Source organism: Achromobacter sp. ES-001, from assembly GCF_019448355.1.
In the GTDB taxonomy this organism is placed as follows: Bacteria; Pseudomonadota; Gammaproteobacteria; order Burkholderiales; family Burkholderiaceae_B; genus Achromobacter; species Achromobacter spanius_B.
This window is the reverse complement of sequence record NZ_CP079940.1, coordinates 5,189,915-5,212,556: the sequence shown is the minus strand read 5'-3', so window position 1 is coordinate 5,212,556 and position 22,642 is coordinate 5,189,915. Positions and strand designations below refer to the sequence as shown.

General features: G+C 67.6%; 19 protein-coding genes. 8 read left to right on the top strand and 11 right to left on the bottom strand.

Going from position 1 to position 22,642, the window contains the following annotated elements:
- Nucleotides 1–5: 5 nt before the first annotated feature.
- Nucleotides 6–1,010: a FecR domain-containing protein gene (locus KYT87_RS23735; protein WP_046806772.1), complete on the top strand. Its 1,005-nt coding sequence runs from the start codon at nt 6–8 to the stop codon at nt 1,008–1,010.
- 118 nt (nt 1,011–1,128) lie between these two features.
- Nucleotides 1,129–3,624, top strand: a complete 2,496-nt coding sequence (locus KYT87_RS23730; RefSeq protein WP_219990986.1) for a TonB-dependent siderophore receptor — start codon at nt 1,129–1,131, stop codon at nt 3,622–3,624.
- A gap of 59 nt (nt 3,625–3,683) precedes the next feature.
- On the opposite strand, the gene KYT87_RS23725 is transcribed toward KYT87_RS23730, so the two are convergent.
- Nucleotides 3,684–5,333 (bottom strand): ATP-binding protein, encoded by a 1,650-nt coding sequence (locus KYT87_RS23725; protein WP_223264721.1) that lies wholly within the window; start codon nt 5,331–5,333, stop codon nt 3,684–3,686.
- 253 nt (nt 5,334–5,586) lie between these two features.
- Between KYT87_RS23725 and KYT87_RS23720 the strand changes: the two genes are divergently transcribed.
- The 3 genes from KYT87_RS23720 (at nt 5,587) to KYT87_RS23710 (ending at nt 9,790) form a co-directional block, all read left to right on the top strand.
- A complete protein-coding gene (locus tag KYT87_RS23720) occupies nt 5,587–6,036 on the top strand; it encodes a sigma-70 family RNA polymerase sigma factor (RefSeq protein ID WP_370638729.1) in 450 nt (149 codons plus the stop codon).
- Entirely contained in the window at nt 6,033–7,127 is a 1,095-nt protein-coding gene (locus KYT87_RS23715; RefSeq protein ID WP_219990985.1) for a FecR domain-containing protein, read from the top strand. The genes KYT87_RS23720 and KYT87_RS23715 overlap by 4 nt, the downstream gene beginning before the upstream one ends.
- Before the next feature lie 98 nt (nt 7,128–7,225).
- Nucleotides 7,226–9,790 carry a TonB-dependent receptor gene (locus tag KYT87_RS23710; protein WP_219990984.1) on the top strand — a complete coding sequence of 855 codons (2,565 nt, stop codon included), beginning with the start codon at nt 7,226–7,228 and terminating at the stop codon, nt 9,788–9,790.
- 96 nt (nt 9,791–9,886) lie between these two features.
- Here KYT87_RS23710 and KYT87_RS23705 read toward each other — a convergent pair whose 3' ends face one another.
- The 3 genes from KYT87_RS23705 to acnA are packed head-to-tail and all read right to left on the bottom strand — an operon-like array spanning nt 9,887 to nt 14,528.
- Nucleotides 9,887–10,942, bottom strand: coding sequence for a lactonase family protein (locus KYT87_RS23705; protein WP_219990983.1), 1,056 nt, complete (start codon nt 10,940–10,942; stop codon nt 9,887–9,889).
- A 50-nt stretch (nt 10,943–10,992) separates the two neighbouring features.
- Nucleotides 10,993–11,904, bottom strand: a complete 912-nt coding sequence (locus KYT87_RS23700) for a GntR family transcriptional regulator (RefSeq protein ID WP_046806766.1) — start codon at nt 11,902–11,904, stop codon at nt 10,993–10,995.
- Complete coding sequence (acnA, locus tag KYT87_RS23695) at nt 11,901–14,528, bottom strand: aconitate hydratase AcnA (protein ID WP_219990982.1); 2,628 nt, start codon at nt 14,526–14,528, stop codon at nt 11,901–11,903. The genes KYT87_RS23700 and acnA overlap by 4 nt, the downstream gene beginning before the upstream one ends.
- 252 nt (nt 14,529–14,780) lie before the next feature.
- On the opposite strand from acnA, the gene KYT87_RS23690 reads away from it, so the two are divergent.
- Nucleotides 14,781–15,764: a Bug family tripartite tricarboxylate transporter substrate binding protein gene (locus tag KYT87_RS23690; RefSeq protein WP_370638787.1), complete on the top strand. Its 984-nt coding sequence runs from the start codon at nt 14,781–14,783 to the stop codon at nt 15,762–15,764.
- On the opposite strand, the gene KYT87_RS23685 is transcribed toward KYT87_RS23690, so the two are convergent.
- On the bottom strand, nt 15,761–16,564 hold the full coding sequence (locus tag KYT87_RS23685; RefSeq protein WP_219990981.1) for a 2OG-Fe(II) oxygenase: 804 nt from the start codon (nt 16,562–16,564) through the stop codon (nt 15,761–15,763). The two genes, KYT87_RS23690 and KYT87_RS23685, sit on opposite strands and share 4 nt — an antisense overlap.
- A 94-nt stretch (nt 16,565–16,658) precedes the next feature.
- Here KYT87_RS23685 and KYT87_RS23680 point away from each other — a divergent pair, with 94 nt between their 5' ends.
- Nucleotides 16,659–17,351, top strand: coding sequence for an HAD family phosphatase (locus KYT87_RS23680; RefSeq protein WP_104142258.1), 693 nt, complete (start codon nt 16,659–16,661; stop codon nt 17,349–17,351).
- Nucleotides 17,352–17,380: 29 nt separating this feature from the next.
- Here KYT87_RS23680 and KYT87_RS23675 read toward each other — a convergent pair whose 3' ends face one another.
- Entirely contained in the window at nt 17,381–18,163 is a 783-nt protein-coding gene (locus KYT87_RS23675; RefSeq protein ID WP_219990980.1) for an SDR family oxidoreductase, read from the bottom strand.
- Nucleotides 18,164–18,314: 151 nt separating this feature from the next.
- On the opposite strand from KYT87_RS23675, the gene KYT87_RS23670 reads away from it, so the two are divergent.
- The gene (locus tag KYT87_RS23670; RefSeq protein ID WP_104142260.1) at nt 18,315–18,851 is read left to right on the top strand and encodes an MgtC/SapB family protein; all 537 of its coding nucleotides are present in this window, start codon (nt 18,315–18,317) and stop codon (nt 18,849–18,851) included.
- 21 nt (nt 18,852–18,872) lie between these two features.
- On the opposite strand, the gene KYT87_RS23665 is transcribed toward KYT87_RS23670, so the two are convergent.
- From KYT87_RS23665 to alkB, 5 genes are all read right to left on the bottom strand, one after another.
- Nucleotides 18,873–19,619: an SDR family oxidoreductase gene (locus KYT87_RS23665; protein WP_219990979.1), complete on the bottom strand. Its 747-nt coding sequence runs from the start codon at nt 19,617–19,619 to the stop codon at nt 18,873–18,875.
- 43 nt (nt 19,620–19,662) lie between these two features.
- Complete coding sequence (locus KYT87_RS23660; protein ID WP_219990978.1) at nt 19,663–20,076, bottom strand: cupin domain-containing protein; 414 nt, start codon at nt 20,074–20,076, stop codon at nt 19,663–19,665.
- Between the two features lie 175 nt (nt 20,077–20,251).
- Complete coding sequence (locus KYT87_RS23655; protein WP_046806761.1) at nt 20,252–20,638, bottom strand: VOC family protein; 387 nt, start codon at nt 20,636–20,638, stop codon at nt 20,252–20,254.
- Nucleotides 20,639–20,700: 62 nt separating this feature from the next.
- Nucleotides 20,701–21,768 carry a formylglycine-generating enzyme family protein gene (locus KYT87_RS23650; protein ID WP_219990977.1) on the bottom strand — a complete coding sequence of 356 codons (1,068 nt, stop codon included), beginning with the start codon at nt 21,766–21,768 and terminating at the stop codon, nt 20,701–20,703.
- A gap of 167 nt (nt 21,769–21,935) precedes the next feature.
- Nucleotides 21,936–22,589, bottom strand: coding sequence for a DNA oxidative demethylase AlkB (gene alkB / locus KYT87_RS23645; protein ID WP_046806760.1), 654 nt, complete (start codon nt 22,587–22,589; stop codon nt 21,936–21,938).
- Between the last annotated feature and the right edge of the window lie 53 nt (nt 22,590–22,642).

Below are 22,642 nucleotides of genomic sequence, written 5' to 3'. Positions count from 1 at the left end.
GCGTGATGGACGGCGCCAAGCTGCTGCGCCCGCACGCGCCCGAGGCCGGGCGTGTCGATCCCAAGGTCTTGCGGCAAGCGGCCGACTGGTGGACGCGGTTGCGCGAAGACGCCAGCGATGCCGACCGCGCGCGCTTCGAACAATGGCGGCGCGCGCAGCCCGCGCATGAACTGGCCTGGCAACGCTTGACCGCGTTGACGCGCGATGTGGCCTCGGGCGTGGCGCAGGCCGGCCATGATGTGGCCGCCCACACGCTGCGCCAGGCGCCCTTGATCCAGTCGCGCCGCAACGCCATTCGCTGGATGGTGACGGCGGCGGGGGTGGGGCTGGGCGCGTGGGCCATGGGCGAGGCCGGCACGGTGCGCCGGATAACGGCCGACCTTTCCACCGGCACCGGCGAACGCCGCGCGCTGACTTTGCCCGACGGCACGCGGCTGGAACTGAACACGGCCAGCGCGGTGGACCTGCGCTACACCGCGACCTTGCGCGAGGTCGTGCTGCACGAAGGCGAAATCCTGGTGACGACGGCGCAAGACGCAAAGGGCCGGCCGTTTCAGGTGCGCACGCGCAGCGGCATCCTCACGCCGGTCGGCACACGCTTTGTCGTGCGCGATCTGGACGATGGCCGCGCGCTGCGCGTGGCGGTGCTGCAAGGCGCGGTCGATGTGCGCAGCCTGAACGCCGCCGATGCGCCGCGTCGCGTGCAGGCGGGCAACCAGGCAGAATTTTCAACGGCGGGCGGCTATGCGCCGCGCCCGCTTGAAGCGGCGGCATCGGCCTGGACCCACGGCATGCTGATCGCCGACGAACTGCCGCTGGCGCAGTTCCTGCAAGAGCTTGGCCGCTATCGCCCGGGGCGGCTGGCCTGCTCGACCGAGGCGGCCGCGCTGCGCGTGGTTGGCGCGTTTCCGCTGGCCGACACCGAGCGCGTGCTGGACATGCTGCAAGACGTGCTGCCCGTGCGCGTGCGCCGCTATACCCGTTATTGGGTGTCGGTGGGCTTGGCATAGAAAGTTGTAACCGGAACGGCGTAACGCATCCTCCCGCGCGTCATGTAAGGAAAGCAGCCCCATCGCGCTCTCGCGCGGCACGCTGCGCCCGTCCTTCATGAGCCAGGAATCCCCCTTCATGTCTTCTCGTCCTGCCCGCGTGGCCACCGCCGCCCACTTGTCCACGCCGCGTCGCCAACGTTTGCCGCGCACTCGTCTCAGCGTTGCCCTGCATCTGGCGTTGCCCGCCATCGCGCTTGCGGCTCCGTGGCCATCCGCGGTGTATGCGCAGGACGCGCAGGACGCGTCGGCGTCGAAGCCGCGCACCGTGAACCTCAACATACCGGCCGGACCGTTAAGCACGGCGTTGGGCGCGTTTGGCGTGCAGGCGGGCGTGATGGTGGCCTCGGACCCGGCGCTGACCGCCAACGCCCGTACACGCGGCGTGTCTGGCACGCTTGCCGTGGACACGGCGTTGTCCGAACTGCTGGCGGGCACCGGTTTGCAGGCCGTGGGCCGCGCCGGCGGCGGCTACCGTCTGCAACCCGCGCCGGCCGCCGGGCAGGCGGCAACGCTGGCGCCCGTGACGGTGACGGGCAGCTACAACCCCACGACGGACGGCACGGGGTCGTACACCACGCCCGCCGTCACCATCGGCAAAACCACACAGGCGCTCAAGGACATTCCACAGTCCATCACCGTGTTGACCCGCCAGCGCATGGACGACCAGGTGATGACCAGCCTGCCGGACGCCATCAACAACACAGCCGGCATGGTCGGCGTGCAAGGCGTGGGGGCGGGCGTGGCGATCAATTCGCGGGGCTTTCCGGTCGACCTGCTGCAATACGACGGTGTGTCCCTGCTGCGCAACAGCTACAGCCTGGGCAACTGGGAGCAGGACTCGCTGGTGTTCTACGACCGCGTGGAGATCCTGCGCGGCGCGGCCGGCCTGCTGCAAGGCGCGGGCAGCCCGGGCGGGGCGATCAACCTGGTGCGCAAGCGCGGCGACGCCGAGCCGTCGGTGGTGCTGTCCGGCAAGGCCGGCTCGTGGGACCACTACGGCCTGACGCTGGATGCGGGCGGGCCGCTGAACGCCGCGGGCACGCTGCGCGGCCGCGTGGTGGTGGACGAAGACCAAAGCCATTCGTATATCGACTACGTGTGGGACAAGACGCGCAACCTGTACGCCGCGTTGGACGTCGACGTGACCGAGGACACCACGGTCGGCATCGGCATCAGCAACCGCTACAGCCGCTCGCGTCCGATGATTGTGGGCTACCCGCGCTACCAGGACGGCGGCGCCATCGATCTGCCGCGTTCGACGTTCACGGGATCCACCTGGAACCGCGCCAAGAACGACCAGACGATCTTCAACGCCGACCTCACGCATCGCTTGAACGACGCCTGGCGATTCAAGCTTGCCGGCGTGGCCATGAATGAAAAGAACACCACGGTGCACCAGCGCGTGGCCGACGCCGTGCAGCGCGACGGCAGTGGCTTGTCGTATGGCGATTTCGGCGTGGACTTCAACAGCAAGCAGCGCGGCGCGGACATGTCCATCAGCGGCAGCTTCAACGCGCTGGGCATGGAGCAGGAAGTGGTGCTGGGCGCCAACTATTCCAAGCTGACCACGAACGACCGCTTCACGCGGGTGTGGGAAGAGAACGGCAATATCTTCGACCTGGACCACCATCGCCCCTGGCAGGACATCGATTCGATCGCGGCGGCCAGCGGCTATGACTCGCGCAGCAGCTACGACATCCGCCAAAAGGGCATCTATGGCACCTGGCGCGTCAAGCCCACCGAGTCGCTGGCGCTGATCGGCGGCGGCCGCGTCGGCTGGTATGACTATTCCTACAGCGGCGGCGGCGGCACCACCACGTCCAGCACATCCGGCAAATTCATCCCGTACGCCGGCATCGTCTATTCGCTGACGGATAACTGGTCCGCCTACACCAGCTACACCACGGTGTTCGAACCGCAGACGCAGCGCACGCAGGAAGGCAGCCTGCTCAAGCCTATCGAAGGCAACAACTACGAAGTCGGCATCAAGGGCGAACTGGCGGACGGCCGCATCAACACGCTGCTGGCGCTATTCCGCTACGACCACAAGAACCGCGCCGTCAACGATTACGCTGCCGGCTTCGCGTGCGACGGCTGGTACTGCTCGCGCGCGTCGGGCAAGGTGCGCAGTCAGGGCGTGGAAGCGGAGGTGTCGGGTGAAGTGCTGCGCGGGCTGGAGCTGTATGCGGGGTACACCTACAACACCACCAAGTACCTGGAAGACCCCGACAACAAGGGTCAGGTCTTCAACACGTGGACGCCCAAGCACATGCTGCGCCTGTGGGCCAACTACAAGCTGCCAGGCATGATGAACCGCCTGAGCGTGGGCGCGGGCGTCAACACGCAGACCGACACCGTCAGTTCGGACCGCGCCTTCAAGCTGGCCGGCTTCACCATCTGGAATGCGCGCGTGGGTTATCAGGCCACGCCGGAACTGAGCATCGGCCTGAACGTCAATAACGTGTTCGACAAGAAATACTACGTGCCGTCCTACAACACGTTGAATAGCAACAACTACTACGGCCAGCCGCGCAACGTCATGCTGACGTTCCGCTACGCGCCCAAGCTGTAAGGGAACCCGGTCAGGACTGGCGGCCGGCGATCCGGCGGCCGGCGTTCCGGCGGCCGGCGCTAGGCCCCCATCAATGCATGAACCTTGCGCGCCAGCTCATCCAGCGCAAAAGGTTTCGCCAGCGTGGGGGCGCCCGATTCGGCCAGCGTCTGTGAACCCGAACCGGTGATGAAAAGCACCTTCAGGCCGGGCCGCAACATCCGGCCGGCGTCGACCACCTGGCGCCCGTCCATGCGGCCGGGCAGGCCCAGGTCGCAAATCAGCAGATCGATCTGGCCCGGCGCCGATAGCGCGCGCAACGCGCTGGAACCGTCGTTGGCCTGGATCACGGCGTAGCCCAGTTCGGACAGCGTTTCCACGACCACGGCGCGCACCGAGACGTCGTCCTCGGCGACCAGCACGGTCGCGCCGGTGGAGGCGCGCGGCGGTTCCAGGCGCGCGGACATTTCGACGGGCGCCAGCGCCCCGTCAAAACGCGGGAAGTACAGGCTCATGGCCGTGCCTTGGCCCGGCCGCGAATTGACTTGCACCTGACCGCCGGATTGCCGCACGAAGCCATACAGCATCGACAGGCCCAGCCCCGTGCCCTGACCGGGCGACTTGGTCGTGTAGAACGGTTCAAAAATGCGCTGCATGGTTTGCGGCGTCATGCCGCAGCCGGTGTCCGTGACCGTCAGGCGCAGGTAGTCGCCCATGGGCAGCCCGCGTTCGCGCGAGGTCTGCTCGGTCAGCGTGACCTTGGCCGTTTCGATGCCCAGCCGGCCTTGCCCTTCCATGGCGTCGCGCGCGTTCAGGCACAGGTTCAGCAGCGCGTTTTCAAATTGGTGCGGGTCAACCCAGGCCGCCCACAGCTTGGGCTCGCACGCCAGGTCCAGCGCAATGCCGGGGCCCACGCTGCGGCGGATCAGGTCTTCCATGCCGCGCACCAGGTGGTTCACATCCACCGCTTGCGGCGACAGGGGCTGGTTGCGCGAAAACACCAGCAGCCGGTGCGTTAGCGCGGCGGCCCGTTCGGTGCCACGCTGCGCCACTTCAATGTGGCGTTCAAGCTCGCCCAACCGTTGCTGCGCCAGCCGCAGGCTGATCAGCTCCAGGCTGCCCGCGATGCCCATCAGCAAATTGTTGAAATCGTGCGCCAGTCCGCCGGCCAGTTGGCCCACGGCTTCCATCTTCTGGCTTTGGCGCAAGGTGTCTTCAGCTTGCCGCAGGGCTTCGGCCTGCGCGCGTTCGGCCTGTACCCGCGACGTGGTTTCGATCACGGTGTCGATCATGCCGACCACCGCGCCGGTCTCGTCGCGAACGGGGCTGTAGCAGAAGGTGAAGGCGGCTTCCTCGGCCTGGCCGAATCGTTCGATGACCAGCGGGTAATCTTCGATAAAGGTGGCTTCGCCGGCGAAGGCGCGGTCGGCAATGGGGCCGATCATGGCCCAGGCTTCGCTCCAGACATCGCTGAACGAGCGGCCCAGCGCCTCGGGCTTGGCCCCCAGGATGGGCCGGAACGCGTCGTTGTAGATGGTGATGAGTTCCCGGCCCCAGACCAGACATGACGGAAAGCGGGACGACAGCACCATGCCCGCCGCCACGCGCAGCGCCGTGGGCCATTCGCTGATGGAGCCCAGCGGCGTGGCGGCCCAATCGAAGTCAGCCACCTTCCTGCCCATCTCGCCGCCGCCGGCAAGAAAAGAGGGGAACGTCGGAAGGTTCTGCATGGTGGTATTGGCGAGAGAACGGGTGCTTGATTCTATCTGACGGCATGGGTGAAGTTAAGCCGCGCGCCTTGCTCAATATCAAAGTTCGCGCACCCCATTTCCGGTAGTCGCGTGCGCGGTACAACGGCGATTGATATAAAATAAAAATCGTTCCCATTTGCGATATCGCGTCAGGTGCGCCTTGCCTGCTTCCCATTTATCCACCTTTGACAACGTCACGAAGCTCTATCGTGATCATCACGGCTGGCTGTCAATGTGGCTGCGCAAAAAGCTCGGCAATTCCTTTGACGCGGCCGATCTGGCGCACGACACCTTTGTGCGCTTGATGTCGGGGCGCCGCCATGACGGCGCCGGTCCCGAGCCGCGCGCGCTGTTGACGCACATTGCCAAGGGCCTGGTCGTGGACCACTGGCGCCGCCGCGCGATCGAGGACGCCTACCTGGCCGTGGTGGCGCAACTGCCCCCGCGCGAGGCGCCATCGCCGGAGCAGAGCGCGCAGATCCTTGAAACGTTGCACGCCATCGACACCACGCTACGCACCTTGCCGGCCAAGACCCGCGAGGTTTTTTTGTTGTCGCAATTCGATGGCATGACGTATGCCGACATCGCCACGCGCGAGCGCGTGTCGCTGGCCACCGTCAAACGCCACATGCAGCGCGCGCTGACGGCCTGCCTGATCGCCTTTGCCGGGCACGCGCCATGAGCGGCGTCGTGGGCGGCAACACGGGAAGCAACACAGGCGGCAACGCGGGCGGCAACGCGGGAGGCAACACGGGAGGCAACGCAGGCGGCAACACGGGCGGCGCCATCGATCCCGCCATCCTGCAAGAGGCCGCGGGCTGGCTGGTGCGCTTGCAGTCCGAAACCCTGTCCGCCGCTGACCGCGCCGCCTTTGATCGGTGGCGCGACCGCAGCGCGTCGCATCGCGCGGCGTGGGCGCGGGTGGAGGACATGTTGCGCGGTTTCGGCCAGCTGCCGCCCGCCATTGCCAGCCACACGCTGCGCCGACTGGACCGGCCCGGCCGACGCCAGGCGATACGCGCGCTGGGCGCGCTGCTGGTGCTGGGCCCGGCTGCCGTGGCCGGTTGGCGCGGCCTGCCCTGGCGCGGCCTGCCCTGGCGCGAATGGGTGGCCGATGCGCGCACCGCCACGGGCGAACGCCGCCGGCTGGACCTGGCCGACGGGACGCAACTGGTGTTGAACACGGCCACCGCCGTCGACATCCAGTACACGGCCGATGAGCGCGTGCTGTGGCTGCGCGCCGGCGAAATCCTGCTGACCACCGGCCGCGATCCCTCGCCCGTGTACCGCCCTTTTATCGTGCGCACGGCGCAGGGGACGATACGCGCGCTGGGCACGCGCTTCATGGTGCGCGATGACGGCGCGGGCATACGCGTGGCGGTGTTCGATGGCTCGGTGCGGATACAGCCGCAGGGCGGCGGCGGGCATTCGGAGCCGGCTTCGATGCTTCTGCACGCAGGGCAGCAAACCGTGTTCACTGCCGACGACGTGGCGCCGGCGTCCGCCGCCGATACCGCGTCCGCCTCTTGGGAACGGGGCATGTTGACCGTGCGCGACTGGCGCCTGGCCGATCTGGTGGACGAACTGGGCCGGTACCGGCGCGGCGTGTTGCGTTGCGATCCGGCCGTGGCGGGGCTGCGGGTATCGGGCGCCTTTCCCTTGGCCGATACCGACGGCAGCCTGCGCCTGCTGGAAAAAACCCTGCCGGTGCGCATCAGCCGCGTCACGCCGTTCTGGATCACGGTGGCCGGCCGCCCCGACGTTACAAACTAATTGCGTTTTGGCTGAGCCTTTTTTTCGCTTCGTCCGGTGTACCGGGTGAATCGTCGCGACACGCGAGCGCCACCCCGTCCCTTACGAAGGATCGTTTCATGGTTTTCCGAAATACCCGTACGCCGCGCCTGCCCCGTGGCATCGTCACCCCGTCGTCCTGGGCGACGATGAGGCAAACCACCGGTACGGGCCTGATGCTGCTGGCCGTGGCGGGCGCGCCGATGGCCGCGACGGCAGCGCCGGAGGCAAGCGCCGTTGCGTCGGGCGCCGTTGCGTCGGGCGCCGCTGCGTCGGGCGCCGCTGCGTCGGGCGCCGTTGCGTCGGGCGCCGTCGCGCCTTCCGCAGCCGCTCCGGCGCTGCGCCAGTCTTACGCCATAGGCGCCGGTCCGCTGGGCGACGTGCTGGCGCAGTACGCGGCGGCGGCGGGCGTGCCGCTGTCGTTTGACTCGACCTTGCTGGCCGGACAGCAAAGCCGCGGCATCGTGGGCGCCTACACCGTGCGCGAAGGCTTTGCGCGCTTGCTGGACGGGTCCGGCTATACCGTGGCCGAGCAGGGCGCGGGCGCCTATTCGCTGCGCAAGCTGCCGGCCGGCGACGCCGGCGCGGCGACGCTGCTGCCCAGTATCACCGTGGCCGGATCGGGCGTGACCCCGTCGGCCCTGCCGCCCGAGTTCGCGGGCGGCCAGGTGGCACGCGGCGCGCGCATGGGCCTGCTGGGCAATCGCGACGTCATGGACACGCCGTTCAACGTCACCAGCTACACCTCTGAAATGTTGACCAACCGCCAGTCCGTCACGCTGGCCGACGCGCTGAACGCCGAGCCCTCGGTACGCTTTACCGGGCAGATCGGCGGCGTGACCGATTCTTTTTATATTCGCGGCTTTCCCATCGGCGAAGGCAACCTGGGCGAAATCGCGTTCGACGGCGTGTACGGCGTGGCCCCCAACTATCACGTCTTCACCGACTACATCGAACGCGTCGAAGTGTTGAAAGGCCCGGCCGCGCTGCTGTACGGCATGTCGCCCAATAGCGGCGTGGGGGGCGTGATCAACATGGTGCCCAAGCGCTCGCTGCCGCAGGACCTGACGCGCCTGTCGGCCGACTATGTTGGCGATTCGCAGTTTGGCGGCCGCGTGGACCTGAGCCGCCGCTTCGGCAATGACGGCGAATGGGGCGTGCGTGTCAACGGCATGCATCGCCAGGGCGACACGCCGCTGGACAACCTGTCATCGCGCACCGACATCGGCGCCTTGTCGCTGGACTATCAGGGCGAACGCCTGCGCGCCTCGCTGGACCTGTTGACCCAACATGAAAAAGTCGACGCGCCCACGCGCCCGTTCCTGGTGGCTTCCGGCATCGACGTGCCGCATGCCGCCGATGGCCGCCGCAACGCCACGCAGCCCTGGGGCTGGTGGAAGTCCGACGGCCAATCCGCGCTGCTGCGAGTGGAATACGACATCAGCGACCGCCTGACCGTGTTCGCCGATGCGGGGGGATCGGACACCGACGTGTCGCGCCTGTCCGACCAGACGCCCACCATCGTCAACAGCGCGGGCGACACGCTGGTCACGCCCAACAACTTCCGCTTCAAGGTCGAGCGCAGCACCTACAACGCTGGCCTGCGCGCCAAGCTGGACACCGGGCCGGTGCGCCACGCCATCAGTTTCATGGGCAGCCTGTACAGCGACCGCAACCTTCAGGCCAGCGTGTCGGGCACCCCGCTGACGTCCAACATCTATCACCCCATCACGCGCCCCGAGCAGAACATACCCGCGCCGCGCAACGTGCCCAAGGTGTCCTCGTCGGACCTGACCGGGCTGGCTCTGGCCGACACGATGAGCATCCTGGACGAGCGCGCGCAGTTGACGCTGGGCGTGCGCCAGCAGCGCATCGAATCGCGCAACTTCAACGCCACGACCGGCGTGCGCACGGTGAGCTATGACGAAAGCGCCACCACGCCGCTGGCAGGCCTGGTCGTGAAACCGTGGAGCAACGTGTCGCTGTATGCCAACTACATCGAAGGCTTGAGCAAAGGCGACGTGGCGCCGGCCACTGCGTCCAATGCCGGGCAGGTGTTCAAACCCTACAAGGCCAAGCAAAAGGAAGTGGGCGTAAAGGTGGAGCTGGACAACGCGATGCTGACCTTGAGCGCGTTTGAAATCACCAAGCCCAGCGGCCAGTTGACCAACGGCGTGTACGGCGCGGACAGCGAACAACGCAATCGCGGACTGGAGCTGGGCCTGTCCGGCGAACCGCTGCGCGGCTTGCGCCTGTTGGGCGGGGTGACCTGGCTGGACGCCGAGCTGACGCGCACCAACAGCGCCGCCACGGTCGGCAACCGGCCGGTGGGCGTGCCGACATTCTCGGCCAACCTGGGCGCGGAATGGGACACGCCGTGGGTCGCCGGGCTGACGCTGACCGGCGGCATGGTCTATACCGGGCGCGAATACATCAATCAGGCCAACACGCAGTCAGTGCCGTCGTGGACCACGTTCGACGTGGGCGCGCGTTACGCGATGCGCGTGCAGGGCAAGGACGTGACGTTGCGCGCCAATGTGGTCAACGTGACCAACCGCGCGTACTGGTCCGGCGTGGCGTCCTACGGCACGATTTCGCAAGGCGTGCCGCGCACGCTGATGCTGTCGGCGTCGATGGATTTCTGATCGGCGTGTCCACAGATCGGCGGGCCCACAGTAAGGCCCATGCGCGGAGCAGGCGCGTTCCTGCCCGCGCATGCCGGTTGCTGCTGGCCTCAAGCCTCAAGCCCGGCTGCGCGCGAACACCATGCACACCGGGCTGCCCACGCGCACCTCGTAGCCGTCGTGCGCCAGCGTGCCGTCATGCGCGTTGACGCGCATGCGCACCAGCGTGTCGCTGTCTTCGTTCAGCACGAAGCAGAAGCGGCCGTCGGGCGATAGCGTGAAAAAGCGGGGCGTCTTGCCGCCGGACGGCACGTGCTGCACGGGCGTCAGGCGGCCACTGGACGGGTCCACTCGGAACACGGCGATGCTGTCGTCGCCCCGGTTGGACACGTACAGGTGGCGGCCGTGGGCGTCCACGGCAATGCCGGCGGCGCGGCTGTTGCCGGTACAGGTGTCCGGCAATGACGGCAGCACCTGGAAGGGCTGCAACGCGCCTGCCGTGACCGTGTAGGCCGCCACGGTGTTGTCCAGCTCGTTCACCACATACAGCCAGCGGCCGGTGGGATGAAACGCGGCATGCCGCGGGCCGGCGCCTTCGCGCGTATCGGCCACGCTGTGGGGCGCATCGCCCGCGCCGTGTTGGTCCAGCGCGAAGACGAACACGCGATCCAGCCCCTTGTCGGGCACGGCCACGAAGTGTCCCGACGGATCGACCACGTTGTAGTGCGGCTTGGCAAAGGGCTGCTCTTTGCGGTGCGGGCCGGGCTGGCCGGGCATGGAGATGCGTTGCGCCACCGGGCCCAGGGCGCCGTCATCCGCCACGGGCAACACGGCCAGCGTGCCGCTCAGGTGGTTGGACACCATCAGGAAGCGGCCGGACGGCGCCAGCGCCAGGTGCACGGGGTTGCGGCCCTGGCAGTCCTGCTGGTGCCAGGGGGTCAGCGCGCCTTGACGCGGGTCGCGATGCAGCGCGCTGACCTCGTGGCTGTCGCCGTGCACGGTGTACAGCACGGGCAGCGCGGGATGCGGCAGCAGATAAGAGGGGTTCAGCAGGCCCCCCACTACCTGTGTCAACGTCAAGGCGCCGGTGTCGGGGGCGTAGTCAAAGACGCTGATGCCATCGCCGCGGGCATTGCGTTCGCGCGTGGTGCGCGAGCCGATATAGACGTGCATGGGCTTGCCTTCTTTACAAAAAAACAGGCGGCCGGGCACGTCATTGCGCGTCAGGCCGGGGAAGTCAGGATGCCGCTGATGCGCGACAGGTTGTCCAGCGTGCTGCGCAGGTGGCTGGACAGCGCGGCGGCGGCTTCATCGTTGCGCTCGCGTTCCAGCAAATCAAGTATGGCCAGGTGCTGATCGCAGTGCTGTTGGTAGCGGCTGCGGTCCTGCATGGACCGGTACGACAGCAAGCGGCGCACGCGGTTCACGCGCTTGATGGTGTCGATGAAAAATGGGTTGCCCGAGGCTTCAACCAGCGATTCATGAAAGCGCACGCCGCGCTCGTGCAGCTGGTCGGCCGTGTCGGTGGCGATGCCGCCGTCCAGCAGATGTTTCTCGGCGGCGCGGCAGCGTTCGATGACACTTTTTTCGATGCGGAACGTGGGCTCCAGCAACGCGGCCGGTTCCAGCGCAAGACGCAGCCGGTACGACTGCAACAGGCTGTCCGGCGTGGTCATCATGGACGAGAATTCCCACCCATAGCCGGGCCGGCGCTGCGCCCAGCCTTCTTGCGACACGCGCGCCAGCAACGCCTGCGTTTGCGCGTTGGTCAGCGCATAGCGCACCCGCAACTGCGCTTCGCTGCATTGCATGGGCAACTGGCCACGCAACAGGTCATCGGCCAGCTTGAAATAGCTTTGCGTGACGATGTCGTTAGCCGAGGGCGGCGCCAGTTCGGCCAGATGGTCCGGGTCGTCGGGCAGGGCGTCGAAGTCCTGCTGCAAGAAGTAGCCACGGTTGGGTTTGCGCGCCACGATGCCGTGGCGCTCCAGCACGCCCAGCGCGTCGTTGACGGGCGAACGCGACAGGCGCAGCCGGTCAGCCAGCTTTTGCGCGGTCAGGTGCGCGCCGCCCGGCAGGCGGTCTTGCCGGATGACTTCAAGAATTTTGGTGACGGTATTGGTTTGCGCGCTCATGGGGTCGTGGCGGGTCGGAGTGTGTCCGCTAGGATAGCGGGAATGACGCCGCCCATCCGCAACAAACGCACGTCCAACTGGGTCTCGACGGCCGCCGTGGCGTGCAACGCGTGCACCGCGCCATTGGCGCGCAAGATGCGCACCGGCACCGACAGGCGCGGGGCCAGCCTGGCGGCCGGCGCATCGATTTCAATCCGGTCGCCGGACTGCATGGCCAGCGTGTCCGGCGTCACCCCGTCCGGCAGCCGCAGCGGCAGGATGCCCATGCCGATCAGGTTGGACCGGTGGATGCGTTCAAAACTCACGGCCAGCACGGCGCGGATGCCCAGCAGCCGCTGGCCCTTGGCCGCCCAGTCGCGCGATGAGCCCGTGCCAAAGCGCGCGCCGGCCAACAGCACCACGGGCTGCCCGTCCTGGCGGTAGTGTTCGGCCGCTTCCCAGATGGGTTCGACGCGCCCGCTGGGCGCGTGGCGCGTGTGGCCGACGGGGGCATCCGGGCATAGCCGGTTGACCAGGCTTTTGCTGTAGAACGCCGCGCGCATCATCACTTCCCAATTGCCCCGGCGCGAGGCGAACACGTTCAGGTCGTGGCGGTTGTCGCCGCGCGCCACCAGGAAGTCGGCCACCAGGCTGTCGGGCGGGATGGCACTGGCGGGCGACAGGTGGTCGGTGGTGATGTCGTCGCCCAGCACCAGCAGCGGGTGGGCGACGTAGTGGCCCAACTGCCCGGCCTGTTCGGTTGCGGCAAAGGGCGGGCGGCGCAGCGCGGTCGACGCGGGGTCCCACGGAAAACGCGGCGTGTCCGGCGATTGCAGCGCCTGCCACGCCGGGTTGGCGCTGGCGATCTTGAACGCGGCGCGGTAGTCGTCCGGCTGCAAACCCCGCGCCATGGCGGCGTCGATGTCGGCATCGCTGGGCCACAGCTCGTGCAAGGGTACGGGGCGCCCGTCCGCCGCGGTCTGTACGGGCTCTTGCGACAGGTCGCGTTCGGCATCGCCGGCCAGCGCAAAGGCAATGACCAGCGGTGGCGACATCAGGAAGCCCAGGTCCAGATCCGGATGAATGCGGCCGGTGAAGTTGCGATTGCCCGACAGCACGGCAACGGGGTGGACCGCGCCGACGGCCATGGCGTCGCGCACGGGGCCGGGCAGCGACCCGGAATTGCCGATGCAGGTGGTGCAGCCATACCCCACGATGTCAAAACCCACCGCCGCCAGATCGTCCAGCAGGCCGGCGCGCGCCAGGTAGTCGGCGGCGGCGGGCGAGCCCGGGCCTAGCGACGTCTTCACCCAGGCCGGTACGCGCAGGCCCGCCTGGCGCGCCTTGCGGGCCAGCAGGCCGGCCGCCATCAACAGGCGCGGGTCGGACGTGTTGGTGCAACTGGTGATGGCCGCGATGGCGACCGGGTAGCGCGGCAAGCCGCCCACGGCGGGCGCCGCGGGCTGGAAATTCAGCGCGGCCAGGATGGGCTTGGTGTGGCCGTAAGGGTGCAGGTCCTGCGGCCGCTTCGGGCCGGCCACGTGCATGCCGACCTGGTCCAGCGCGATCTCGATCACGCGCGTGTAGCGCGGGCTGGCGTGCGGGTCCAGCGCGATGCCGGCGTGTTCGGCGTAGGCGGCCACGCGCGCGATGTGGGCCTCGGTGCGGCCGGTCTGGCGCAGGTAGTCCAGCGTGGCGGCATCGATGGGAAAGTAGCCGGTGGTGGCGCCGTATTCGGGCGCCATGTTGGCCACCACGCAGCGGCTGCCCGCCGACAGGCCGCTGACGCCCGGGCCGAAGAATTCCACGAATTCGCCCGACACCTCGATGGCGCGCAGCCGTTGCGTTACGGTCAGGGCCAGATCGGTGGCGGTAACGCCGGGGGCCAGCGCGCCGGTCAGGCGCACGCCGATCACATCGGGAATGCACAGCAATGTCGGCATGCCGAACATCACCGTCTGCGCCTCCAGCCCGCCCACGCCCCAGCCCAGCACGCCGATGCCGTTGATCATGGGCGTGTGGCTGTCGGTGCCGATCATCATGTCCGGAAACAGCAGGCCGTCATCGCCCTGGCAGACCACGGTGGCCAGCTGTTCCAGGTTGATGGTGTGCATGATGCCGGTGCCCGGCGGGTGGATGCGCACGTTGGACAAGGCCTTGGACGCCCAGCGCAGGAAGCGGTAGCGCTCGGCGTTGCGTCGCAATTCCAGGTCCAGGTTCAGCGCGGCGGCGTCCGCCCGCGCATAGGCCTCGACGGCCAGCGAATGGTCCACCGACACGTCCACGGGCAACACGGGGTTGAGCACGGCGGGGTCGGTGCCGGCTTCGGCCAAGGCGTCGCGCATGGCGGCGATGTCGACCAGCGCGGGGGTGCTGGTGGTGTCGTGCATCAGTACGCGGCCGGGCTGAAAGGCAATCTCGGCATCGCTGGTGCCCTGGTCCAGCCAGCGCAGCAGGGCGGACACGGCGGCGTCGCGTTCGTTGCCCTGCATGTTGCGCAGCGCGTTTTCCAGCAGCAGGCGCAGCACCACGGGCAAGCGCCAGTAGTCCGCGCCGACCATCGCGGGCAGGTCCAGGCAGGTGTGTGCGACGCCGTTCAGCGTGAAGCGAGCGTGGCGCGGCGGCAAGGCATTGGTGTTTTCCATAGCTGCAAGTTTTGCATATTGCACATATAAAATGCAATTAAGTAAAAACCCGGCCGTCGTTTCGAACAGGCCGAAACGGCCGAACGCCCAGCAAGCGGAAGGCCAAACAGGAGACTTGCCATGCCCCCGATCCGACTGCCCGCCGCCGCGACGGCGCGCGCCCTGCCTTTGCGTCTGCCATTGCGTCTGCCTTTGAGGCTGACTTTGCCGCTGACTTTGCGGACGGCTTTACGGGCAGCTTTACGGACGGCTTTGCGGCCGGCGCTCTTGCTGCCCCTGGCCTTCTGCCTGGGCGCCGCCGTCCTGCCCGCCGCCTCGGCCGTGGCGGCCGATACCGGCCGGCCCATCAGCCTGATCGTGCCGTTTGCGGCAGGGGGCGGCGTCGACGGCATGGGCCGTTTGCTGGCCGAACGCCTGCGCAGCGAAATGCCGCAGGGCGTCGTGGTGGAAAACAAGCCCGGCGCCAGCGGCATGCTGGGCGCGCAGACGGTGGTGCGTTCCGCCCCGGACGGCACCACCTTGCTGCTGGGGTCGGCGGGCGAAACCGCCATCAACCCGCTGGTGTTCAAGAGCAAGATGCAATATCAGCCGGAAAAGGATCTGGTGCCGATCGCGCTGATCGCGCGGGTGCCCAATGTGCTGGTGGCCAACCCCAAGCTGCCCGTCAGTAATGTGGAGCAGCTGGTCGCGTATGGCCGTGCGCATCCCGACAAGCTGACGTACGCCACCAGCGGCGTGGGCAATCCGCAGCACCTGAACGGCGAACTGCTGCAATCGCTGGCCGGAATCAAGATGGTGCACGTGCCGTACAAGGGCGCGTCGGCACAGTTGGTGGACGTGGCGGCCGGCAGCGTCGACCTGACGTTTGTCAGCCTGGCGGGCGCCTTGCCTTTCATCAAGAGCGGCAAGGTCAAGCCGCTGGCCGTCACGTCGGCCAAGCGGGCCTCGTTCGCGCCGGACATTCCGGCCGTGGCTGAAACGCCATCTCTGAAGGACTATGCGCTGGAAAACTGGTTCGGCGTGTTCGTGGCGGCCGGCACCCCGCCAGCCGTGCAGCAGAAGTTGGCCGCCGCCATCGACCGCAGCCTGCGTGACGAAAAATTCGTGGCCAGCATCCGCGACCTGGGCGGCGAGGTGCAGCCGATGAGCCAGGACGAATTCCGCGCCTTCATCAAGGCGCAGACAGCGGTGTTCGCCAAGGTGGTGGCGGACGGCAATATCACGGCGGACAACTAGCCCTGGCTCGCGTCGTGCAGCAGCAGTTCCAACCCCACGCGCTGTCCCGACCGCACCCGGCTGATGGCGTGCCGGGCGGTCACGCGGTAGATCCCTTGTGCGCCTTGTACCGGCCGGTGCGACACCGCGATCACCGCCGCGTCGCCCAACTTCAAGGGCAGCACCATGGGGCGGGACTGCATGCGCGGGCGCTGCTCGGTCATCACGAATTCCCCGCCCGTGAAATCCACATCGGGCTCGGACAATAGCGCGACCAGTTGCAGCCTGAATACGGCTTGCCCGTTGTCGTGATGCGTCAACGCTTGATAGTCGCCCTGCGTCAGCGTGCGCACGGCGGACAGCGGCCGCGTCTGGCCCGCGTCGCGGTTGCGCTGGGTCCATGCCGTGAAGTCGTCGGGGTAGGCGTCGGGTTGGACGTCGGGTTGGACGTTGGGGTGGACGTTGGGGTGGACGTTGGGGTGGACGTCGGGGTCGGCAGCGGGCAACTGCAAGGCGGCTGCCCACGCGCGCGCGATGGGCAGCAGATGCCGGTACAGAACCGGCCGCATGGCAGCCAGCGCGGGGGGCACTGTGGCGCCGCCCAGCCGACGCGCGGCGTCCGGCGCGAACAGGCCGTGCAACAGCGCCCAGCCTTGCGCGTTCAGGTCCCGGAATACCTGTGCCCAGTCCGTGTGGTCCAGGGGGCGGTGCAGGGCTTGCCGGCTATCAGGTCGGGTGTCGGGCCGGGCGTCGGTGAAGCGTTCTGGCGGTGTCGGGTCGGGCATCGTGGCGTGGCGGGTGTTTTGTGCGTGGCTCAGCATAGGCTCGCGCGCCGGCCGGCGTCACTCCGAAGTTTGCTTTGCGGGCCATGCAGTATGCTTACCCGCTTCATGAACCGCCCCCATCCCGCCCGCAATGACTGATTTTCCCTTTGACGCCGTGTTGTTCGACTGTGACGGCGTGCTGGTCGATTCCGAACCCATCACCAGCCATGTGCTGACCCAGATGTTGAACGAACTGGGCTGGGACATCACCCACGAAGAAGCCATGCGCATCTTCACCGGCAAGGCCGTGCGGGACGAGCTGCCGCTGATCGAAGCGCGCACCGGCGCCAAGCTGGGGCCGCAATGGTTTGACGAGTTCCGCCAGCGTCGCAACGCCGCCCTGGACCGCGACCTGCTTGAAATTCCCGGCGCGCCCGACGCCGTGCGCGCCCTGCACCGCACGCTGGACGGCCGCATCGCCGTGGCGTCCGGCGCCGACCGCCGCAAGGTCGAGCTGCAACTGGTCAAGGTCGGCATTGCGGACTGCTTTGATGGACGCGTTTTCAGTGGCCACGAAATGCCGCGCAGCAAGCCGTTTCCCGACGTCTATCTGGCCGCCGCGCAGGCGCTGGGCGTGGACCCCAAGCGTTGCGCCATCGTGGAAGACACGGTCACCGGCGCCACGGCCGGCGTGGCCGCGGGCGCCACGGTGTTCGGCTACAGCCCCGACGCCAATGGCCACAGCGGCGCCGAGGCCTTGCGCAATGTGGGCGTGGCCCACGTGTTCACGGACATGAACCAGTTGCCCGCGCTGCTGGCGGGCTGGCAGGCCGGGGCACGCTGACCGGCCTTGCCGCGATCTGCCCGCGCTGGCTATTTCCCGTAATTCGCGTACTGCTCGCCGCCGTCCAGGTCGATGACGGTGCCGCTCAGGTAGCCCGCGCGCGGCGATGCGCCGAACACGATCATGTCGGCCACTTCGGTCGGCTCCATCAGCCGGTTGAACGGCAGGTCCGATAGCGTTTCCTGCCACCGTTCCTCGTCGCCCCAGCGGGCTTGCGCGCGTTGCCGCGCCAGGGTCAGCACGCGGTCGGTCCGCGTGCGCGACGGGTTCACGCCAAAGACGCGCACCCCGTGGCGCGGCGCTTCACCGCCCAGCGCGCGGGTAAAGGCGATCAGCGACGCATTGGCCGCCGCGCCGCAGATGTAGTCGGCACGCGGCGCGGCGCCCGCCATGCCGATGATGTTGGCGATGACCCCCGCGCCCGCCTCGCGCATGTGCGGGTAATAGCAGCGCGCCAGGCTGATATAGCCATGCACCTTCAATTCCCAGCCCGCGCGCCAGCGTTCGTCCTGCACCTGGTCCAGCGCGCCGCCGGGCACCGCGCCCGCGTTGTTCACCAGGATGTCGATGGGGCCGGTGTCTTGTGCCAGCCGTTGCGCCGCGCCGGGCTGTGCCAGGTCCAGCGTCACGGCCTGTGCCGCGCGCCCGGTCTGCTCGCGGATGGACGCGGTGGCCGCATGCAGCGCCGCATCGTCGCGCGCCACCAGGATGGGGTCCGCGCCTTCGCGCGCGAACGCCACGGCGCACGCCAGGCCGATACCCTTTGACGCGCCCGTGATCAGCACGCGTTTTCCGGCCAGCTGCAAGTCCATGTCTGCCTCCTGTGAATTCGCGCCCGCACACGCGGCGCAAGCCATGGTTGTAAACCAGTTGCGTGGGCCAAACCAGTAAGAAAACGCAGCATGGCGCGGGCACCGGCGCGCCTGCTATGCTGCTTCACCCTTGTCTTGCAGGAAGCGAAAGATGGCGCAAGTCTGGCTGGAAATCTGGTCCACGGTACGCAGCGAATTCGCGGATATCCCCGACGTCGGCGAAGCCACGCGCATTGTGCTGCGCTTGGGGATGGCGGTGTTTCTGGGCGGGCTGCTGGGCTATGAACGCGAACGCAGCGGCAAGGCCGCGGGCCTGCGCACGCACATGCTGGTGGCGCTGGGCGCGGCAATCTTCGTGCTGGTGCCCTTGCAAGGCGGCATGGAAGTGGGCGACATCAGCCGGGTGCTGCAAGGCGTGATCGCCGGCATCGGCTTCCTGGGCGCGGGCGCCATCATCAAGCTAAGCGATGAACGAGAAATCCATGGGCTGACCACCTCGGCCAGCATCTGGATGACGGCGGCGATCGGCGTGGCGGCGGGGATGGGGCGCGAGGCCACGGCGCTGGTCAGCACCTTGCTGGCGCTGTTCGTCCTGGCCGTGCTGCGCCGCGTCGAGGCCCGCATCTGGGAACGCAAGGACAAAAATAGCGTGATCGCCACCGACGACAAGCCGGCGCGTAACGTTTGAACAACGGTTGAACAACGGCGTTCAGCTGCCGCCGGACACGTCGATGAACGAACCGCTGGTGTAGCCGGCTTCTTCGGAACACAGCCACATGACGGCGCCGGCTACTTCCTCGACCGAGCCGCCGCGCCGTAACGGGATGACGCTTTTCAGGCGGTCGACGCGGCCGGGTTCGCCGCCGCTGGCGTGCATGTCGGTGTAGATGGTGCCCGGGCGCACGCCATTGACGCGGATGCCTTCGGGCGCCACTTCCTTGGACAGGCCGATGGTCATCGTGTCCAGCGCGCCCTTGGATGCCGCGTAGTCCACGTATTCGTTGGGCGAGCCCAGGCGCGCGGCGGCCGAGGACACGTTGACGATGGCGCCGCCCTGGCCGCCGTGCCGCATCGACATCCTGCGCACGGCTTCGCGCGCGCACAGAAAAGCGCCGATGACGTTCGTGGACAGCACGCGCAGCAGGCGGTCGGCTTCCATTTCGTCCAGCCGCATCTGCGTTTCCAGAATGCCCGCGTTATTGACCAGCGCATCGATGCGGCCCAGGCGCTCGTCCAGCGTGCGGAACATGTGCAGCACGTCATCCTCTTGCGACACGTCGGCCTGGATGGCCAGCGCGGTGCCGCCATCTTGCTGGATGTCGGCCACCACGGCGTCGGCGGCGTCGGAATGGGTGCGGTAATTGATGCCTACCGCGTAGCCCCGGCGCGCGGCCAGCTTGGCGACGGCGGCGCCGATACCCCGGCTGCCGCCGGTAACGAGTATGACTTTCGGCATGGTGTTCTCCTGGATGCGATTCACGGTAGCAGAACCGGGGGCGTCAAATCCAGACGTCGTTGGGCGCGCTGCGCTCGCCGCCGTGGTCGCCGGTATTGGGTACGCCACAGGGTTCCACCAGCATCAGGTGGGCCTCTTCGGTGGCGCAGGGTTTGTGCTCCACGCCTTTGGGGATGACGGTCATGTCGCCCGGACCCAGGTCGATGTGGCCCAGGTCGGTCTGCCCATCACGCAGGTCGATGCGCAGGCGGCCGCTGATCACGATAAAGGTTTCGTCGGTGTCGGCATGGCTGTGCCAGACGAATTCGCCTTGCACCTTGACCACCTTGAACTGGTAGTCGTTCATCTGCGCGATGACCTTGGGCCGCCAGTGTTCGTTGAACAGGGCGAGCTTGCCGGCAATGTTGATGGCGGGAATGCGGGCGGGGGAAATATCGGTAGGGGAGGCCGGGGGCATTTTTCAAACCTGGATGGAGGGTGATGCCGCAAGCTTAGAGCCGCGCCGAACCCCGCGTCTTGTACGTTCTTGCAGGTTTCGCGGGTTCGGCGGGCTTGTGCGGGTTTTCCAGATTGGCAGAGCTTTTGTCGCCGCCCGCTAGCGGAGCCGCATGCGCCGCCCCAGGGGGTACGGGTTACGCCTTCACCTGCACCAGTACGAACTCGTTGCCGTACAGGTCGATGAAGTGAGCGTAGACGGTGCTGTCGTCATGGACGGGTTCTTTGGTGAAGCGCACGCCGCGCGCGACAAAGCTGCCGTGGTCGCGCATGACGTCGTCGGTGTAGAACACGCCCACCGGCTGGCCGCCGGTCTGGTCGCCGACGCGGTCGCGTTGCGCCTGCGTCAGCGCTTGCAGCAGCCAGACACCCACCGCCGGTTGGGCGGGCAGGCGCAGGTGCACGTAGCGCTGCTGGCCCACGGGCATATCTGCGAATACCTCCATGCCCAGCTTGTCTTGATAGAAGGAAATGGCGGTGTCGTAGTCGTTCACGAGAAGGACGAGACGGCCCAGCGAATGCATGTCAGGACTCTCTTTGAGGTTAAGCGTGCGGCTATGCTAACCCGCCCAGGCCCCTTTTTTGTTTAATCGGCCTCGCGCACGAGCCGCAGGCCGACCAGGGGGTAGCGCGTTTCCTGCGTATTCCAGTTGCGATACGACGAACGCGTGTACAGCGCCCAGGTATGCCAGGACCCGCCCCGGCGCACGCGTACGTTGCCGCTGGCCGGGCCGGTGGGGTCGTCGGTGGGCGACTGCGCGTAATAGTCTTCGCCATACCAGTCCGACACCCATTCCCAGGCGTTGCCGTGCATGTCATACAAGCCGAAGGCGTTGGGCGCATAGCTGGCTACCGGCGCGGTAAAGGTGTTGCCGTCGTGGCGTGCGTTGGCAAATGCGTGCCATTTTGGCCACAGGGGCGCGGTGTCGGCGTCAAAGCCGTTGCCCACGTCCGCCATGCCGGCCGGGTCGTCGCCATTCTGATAGCGCGTGCGGGTGCCGGCGCGGCAGGCGTATTCCCATTCCGCTTCGGTGGGCAGGCGGTAGACGTGGCCTTCTTGCTGGGTCAGCCAGCGCGCCAGGGCGGTGGCGTCGTTCCAGCTGATGTTCACCACCGGGTGGTCGTCGGTCTGCGCAAAGCCGGGGTTGCGCCAGGAATAGCGGCGGTCGCGGCCTTCAAAGGCGTCGCCGCGTTCGGATTTGTCGGGGTCATACGCGGCGTTGTAGCCGTAGCCTCCCGTGCCGTCCGCCTCGGACTCGGGCACGTAGCCGGATGCCTCGATAAAACGTCTGAACTGCCCGACCGTGACCTCGGTGCGTTCCAGGTAGAAGGGCCGGGTGATGCGCACCGTGTGCACGGGCGCTTCGTCGAACAGCTGGGTGAAACGGTCCTTGGGATATTGGGGGTAGTCACGGGCGAGCGTCTCGGCCGATTCGTCGCTGCCCATCTGGAACGTGCCGGCGGGTATGGCCACGAATGTCATGTCCAGCGAATTGACGAGCAGCGCGGGCGGCTCGGCCGCCGCTGCGGGCAAGGACAGCGCCGCGCCGGCCAGGCACAGGACGGCAACGGGCAGGCAGGGTGACAGCAGACAGGGTGACAGCAGGCGGGGTGACAGCAGGCGGGCAAGTGGCGGGCGAAGGCGGGTACGCATGATTGTCGGCGGCATAGGCGCAAGAAGGCGCAAGGGGCGCAATAGGGCGGGGGCGAAGTGCGCCCGATGGGGGCGCGGGCAGGGGTGCGAAAGTGTAGGGCGGCCGTTCGGACACGGCCAGACGCGGTCAACCCTAGTGTCGGCTCGCGGCTGCACAGCTAGCGCTGTCAGCCCGCCTTGCGCAGCGTGAAGTTGATGCGTCGGCTGCCCAGCCGGGGGTGCGGCGCTTCCTTCATCGGCATCACGCCGTGATAGCGCAGGCGATCCACGCCGCCCCACACCACCACGTCGCCATGAAACAAGGGCACTCGCGCCGCCTTGTCGGCGCGGTCGTTGCCGCCGAACAGGAACAGCGCGGGCATGCCCAACGACACCGACACGATAGGCGCGTCGAAATCGCGTTCATTCTTGTCCTGATGCAAGGACAAGCGAGACCCCGGTTCGTAGCGGTTTACCAGGCAGGCGTCGGGCGTAAAGCCGGGAAAGCCGGCTTCCAGCGCGGCGGCTTGCGCCAGTTGCAAAAACGCGGCGGGCAGCGCCGGCCAGGGTTGGCCGGACAGGGGATCAATGCGCGTATAGCGGTACCCGTGCGCGTCCGTCGTCCACCCCCATTCGCCGCAATTGGTCAGCGCTACCGACATGGTGTAGCCGCCCGGCGTGCGCATGTGGCGAAAGGGCGACTGCGCGGTCACGGTGTCCACGCCTTGCAGCAGCGCGTCGGCGTGCGCCAGCGCAAAGCCGCGAAGCACATAAGACTGAGGGCCGATCTGGTCCCGGCCGTGCTGCGCGGTGTCTTCGTCGTCGAACAGGTTCAGGGTCATGGCGGGGCCTATCGTGTGGCGGGCCTAATTCGCGGTGGGCCTATTGTGTTGCG

What these genes read in the sequence shown, in the direction of transcription:
- KYT87_RS23735 (WP_046806772.1), top strand. Translation starts at nt 6, where the DNA reads ATGGACGGCGCCAAGCTGCTGCGCCCGCACGCGCCCGAGGCCGGGCGT.
- KYT87_RS23730 (WP_219990986.1), top strand. Translation starts at nt 1,129, where the DNA reads ATGTCTTCTCGTCCTGCCCGCGTGGCCACCGCCGCCCACTTGTCCACG.
- KYT87_RS23725 (WP_223264721.1), bottom strand. Translation starts at nt 5,333, where the DNA reads ATGCAGAACCTTCCGACGTTCCCCTCTTTTCTTGCCGGCGGCGGCGAG.
- KYT87_RS23720 (WP_370638729.1), top strand. Translation starts at nt 5,587, where the DNA reads ATGTGGCTGCGCAAAAAGCTCGGCAATTCCTTTGACGCGGCCGATCTG.
- KYT87_RS23715 (WP_219990985.1), top strand. Translation starts at nt 6,033, where the DNA reads ATGAGCGGCGTCGTGGGCGGCAACACGGGAAGCAACACAGGCGGCAAC.
- KYT87_RS23710 (WP_219990984.1), top strand. Translation starts at nt 7,226, where the DNA reads ATGGTTTTCCGAAATACCCGTACGCCGCGCCTGCCCCGTGGCATCGTC.
- KYT87_RS23705 (WP_219990983.1), bottom strand. Translation starts at nt 10,942, where the DNA reads ATGCACGTCTATATCGGCTCGCGCACCACGCGCGAACGCAATGCCCGC.
- KYT87_RS23700 (WP_046806766.1), bottom strand. Translation starts at nt 11,904, where the DNA reads ATGAGCGCGCAAACCAATACCGTCACCAAAATTCTTGAAGTCATCCGG.
- acnA (WP_219990982.1), bottom strand. Translation starts at nt 14,528, where the DNA reads ATGGAAAACACCAATGCCTTGCCGCCGCGCCACGCTCGCTTCACGCTG.
- KYT87_RS23685 (WP_219990981.1), bottom strand. Translation starts at nt 16,564, where the DNA reads ATGCTGAGCCACGCACAAAACACCCGCCACGCCACGATGCCCGACCCG.
- KYT87_RS23680 (WP_104142258.1), top strand. Translation starts at nt 16,659, where the DNA reads ATGACTGATTTTCCCTTTGACGCCGTGTTGTTCGACTGTGACGGCGTG.
- KYT87_RS23675 (WP_219990980.1), bottom strand. Translation starts at nt 18,163, where the DNA reads ATGGACTTGCAGCTGGCCGGAAAACGCGTGCTGATCACGGGCGCGTCA.
- KYT87_RS23670 (WP_104142260.1), top strand. Translation starts at nt 18,315, where the DNA reads ATGGCGCAAGTCTGGCTGGAAATCTGGTCCACGGTACGCAGCGAATTC.
- KYT87_RS23665 (WP_219990979.1), bottom strand. Translation starts at nt 19,619, where the DNA reads ATGCCGAAAGTCATACTCGTTACCGGCGGCAGCCGGGGTATCGGCGCC.
- KYT87_RS23660 (WP_219990978.1), bottom strand. Translation starts at nt 20,076, where the DNA reads ATGCCCCCGGCCTCCCCTACCGATATTTCCCCCGCCCGCATTCCCGCC.
- KYT87_RS23655 (WP_046806761.1), bottom strand. Translation starts at nt 20,638, where the DNA reads ATGCATTCGCTGGGCCGTCTCGTCCTTCTCGTGAACGACTACGACACC.
- KYT87_RS23650 (WP_219990977.1), bottom strand. Translation starts at nt 21,768, where the DNA reads ATGCGTACCCGCCTTCGCCCGCCACTTGCCCGCCTGCTGTCACCCCGC.
- alkB (WP_046806760.1), bottom strand. Translation starts at nt 22,589, where the DNA reads ATGACCCTGAACCTGTTCGACGACGAAGACACCGCGCAGCACGGCCGG.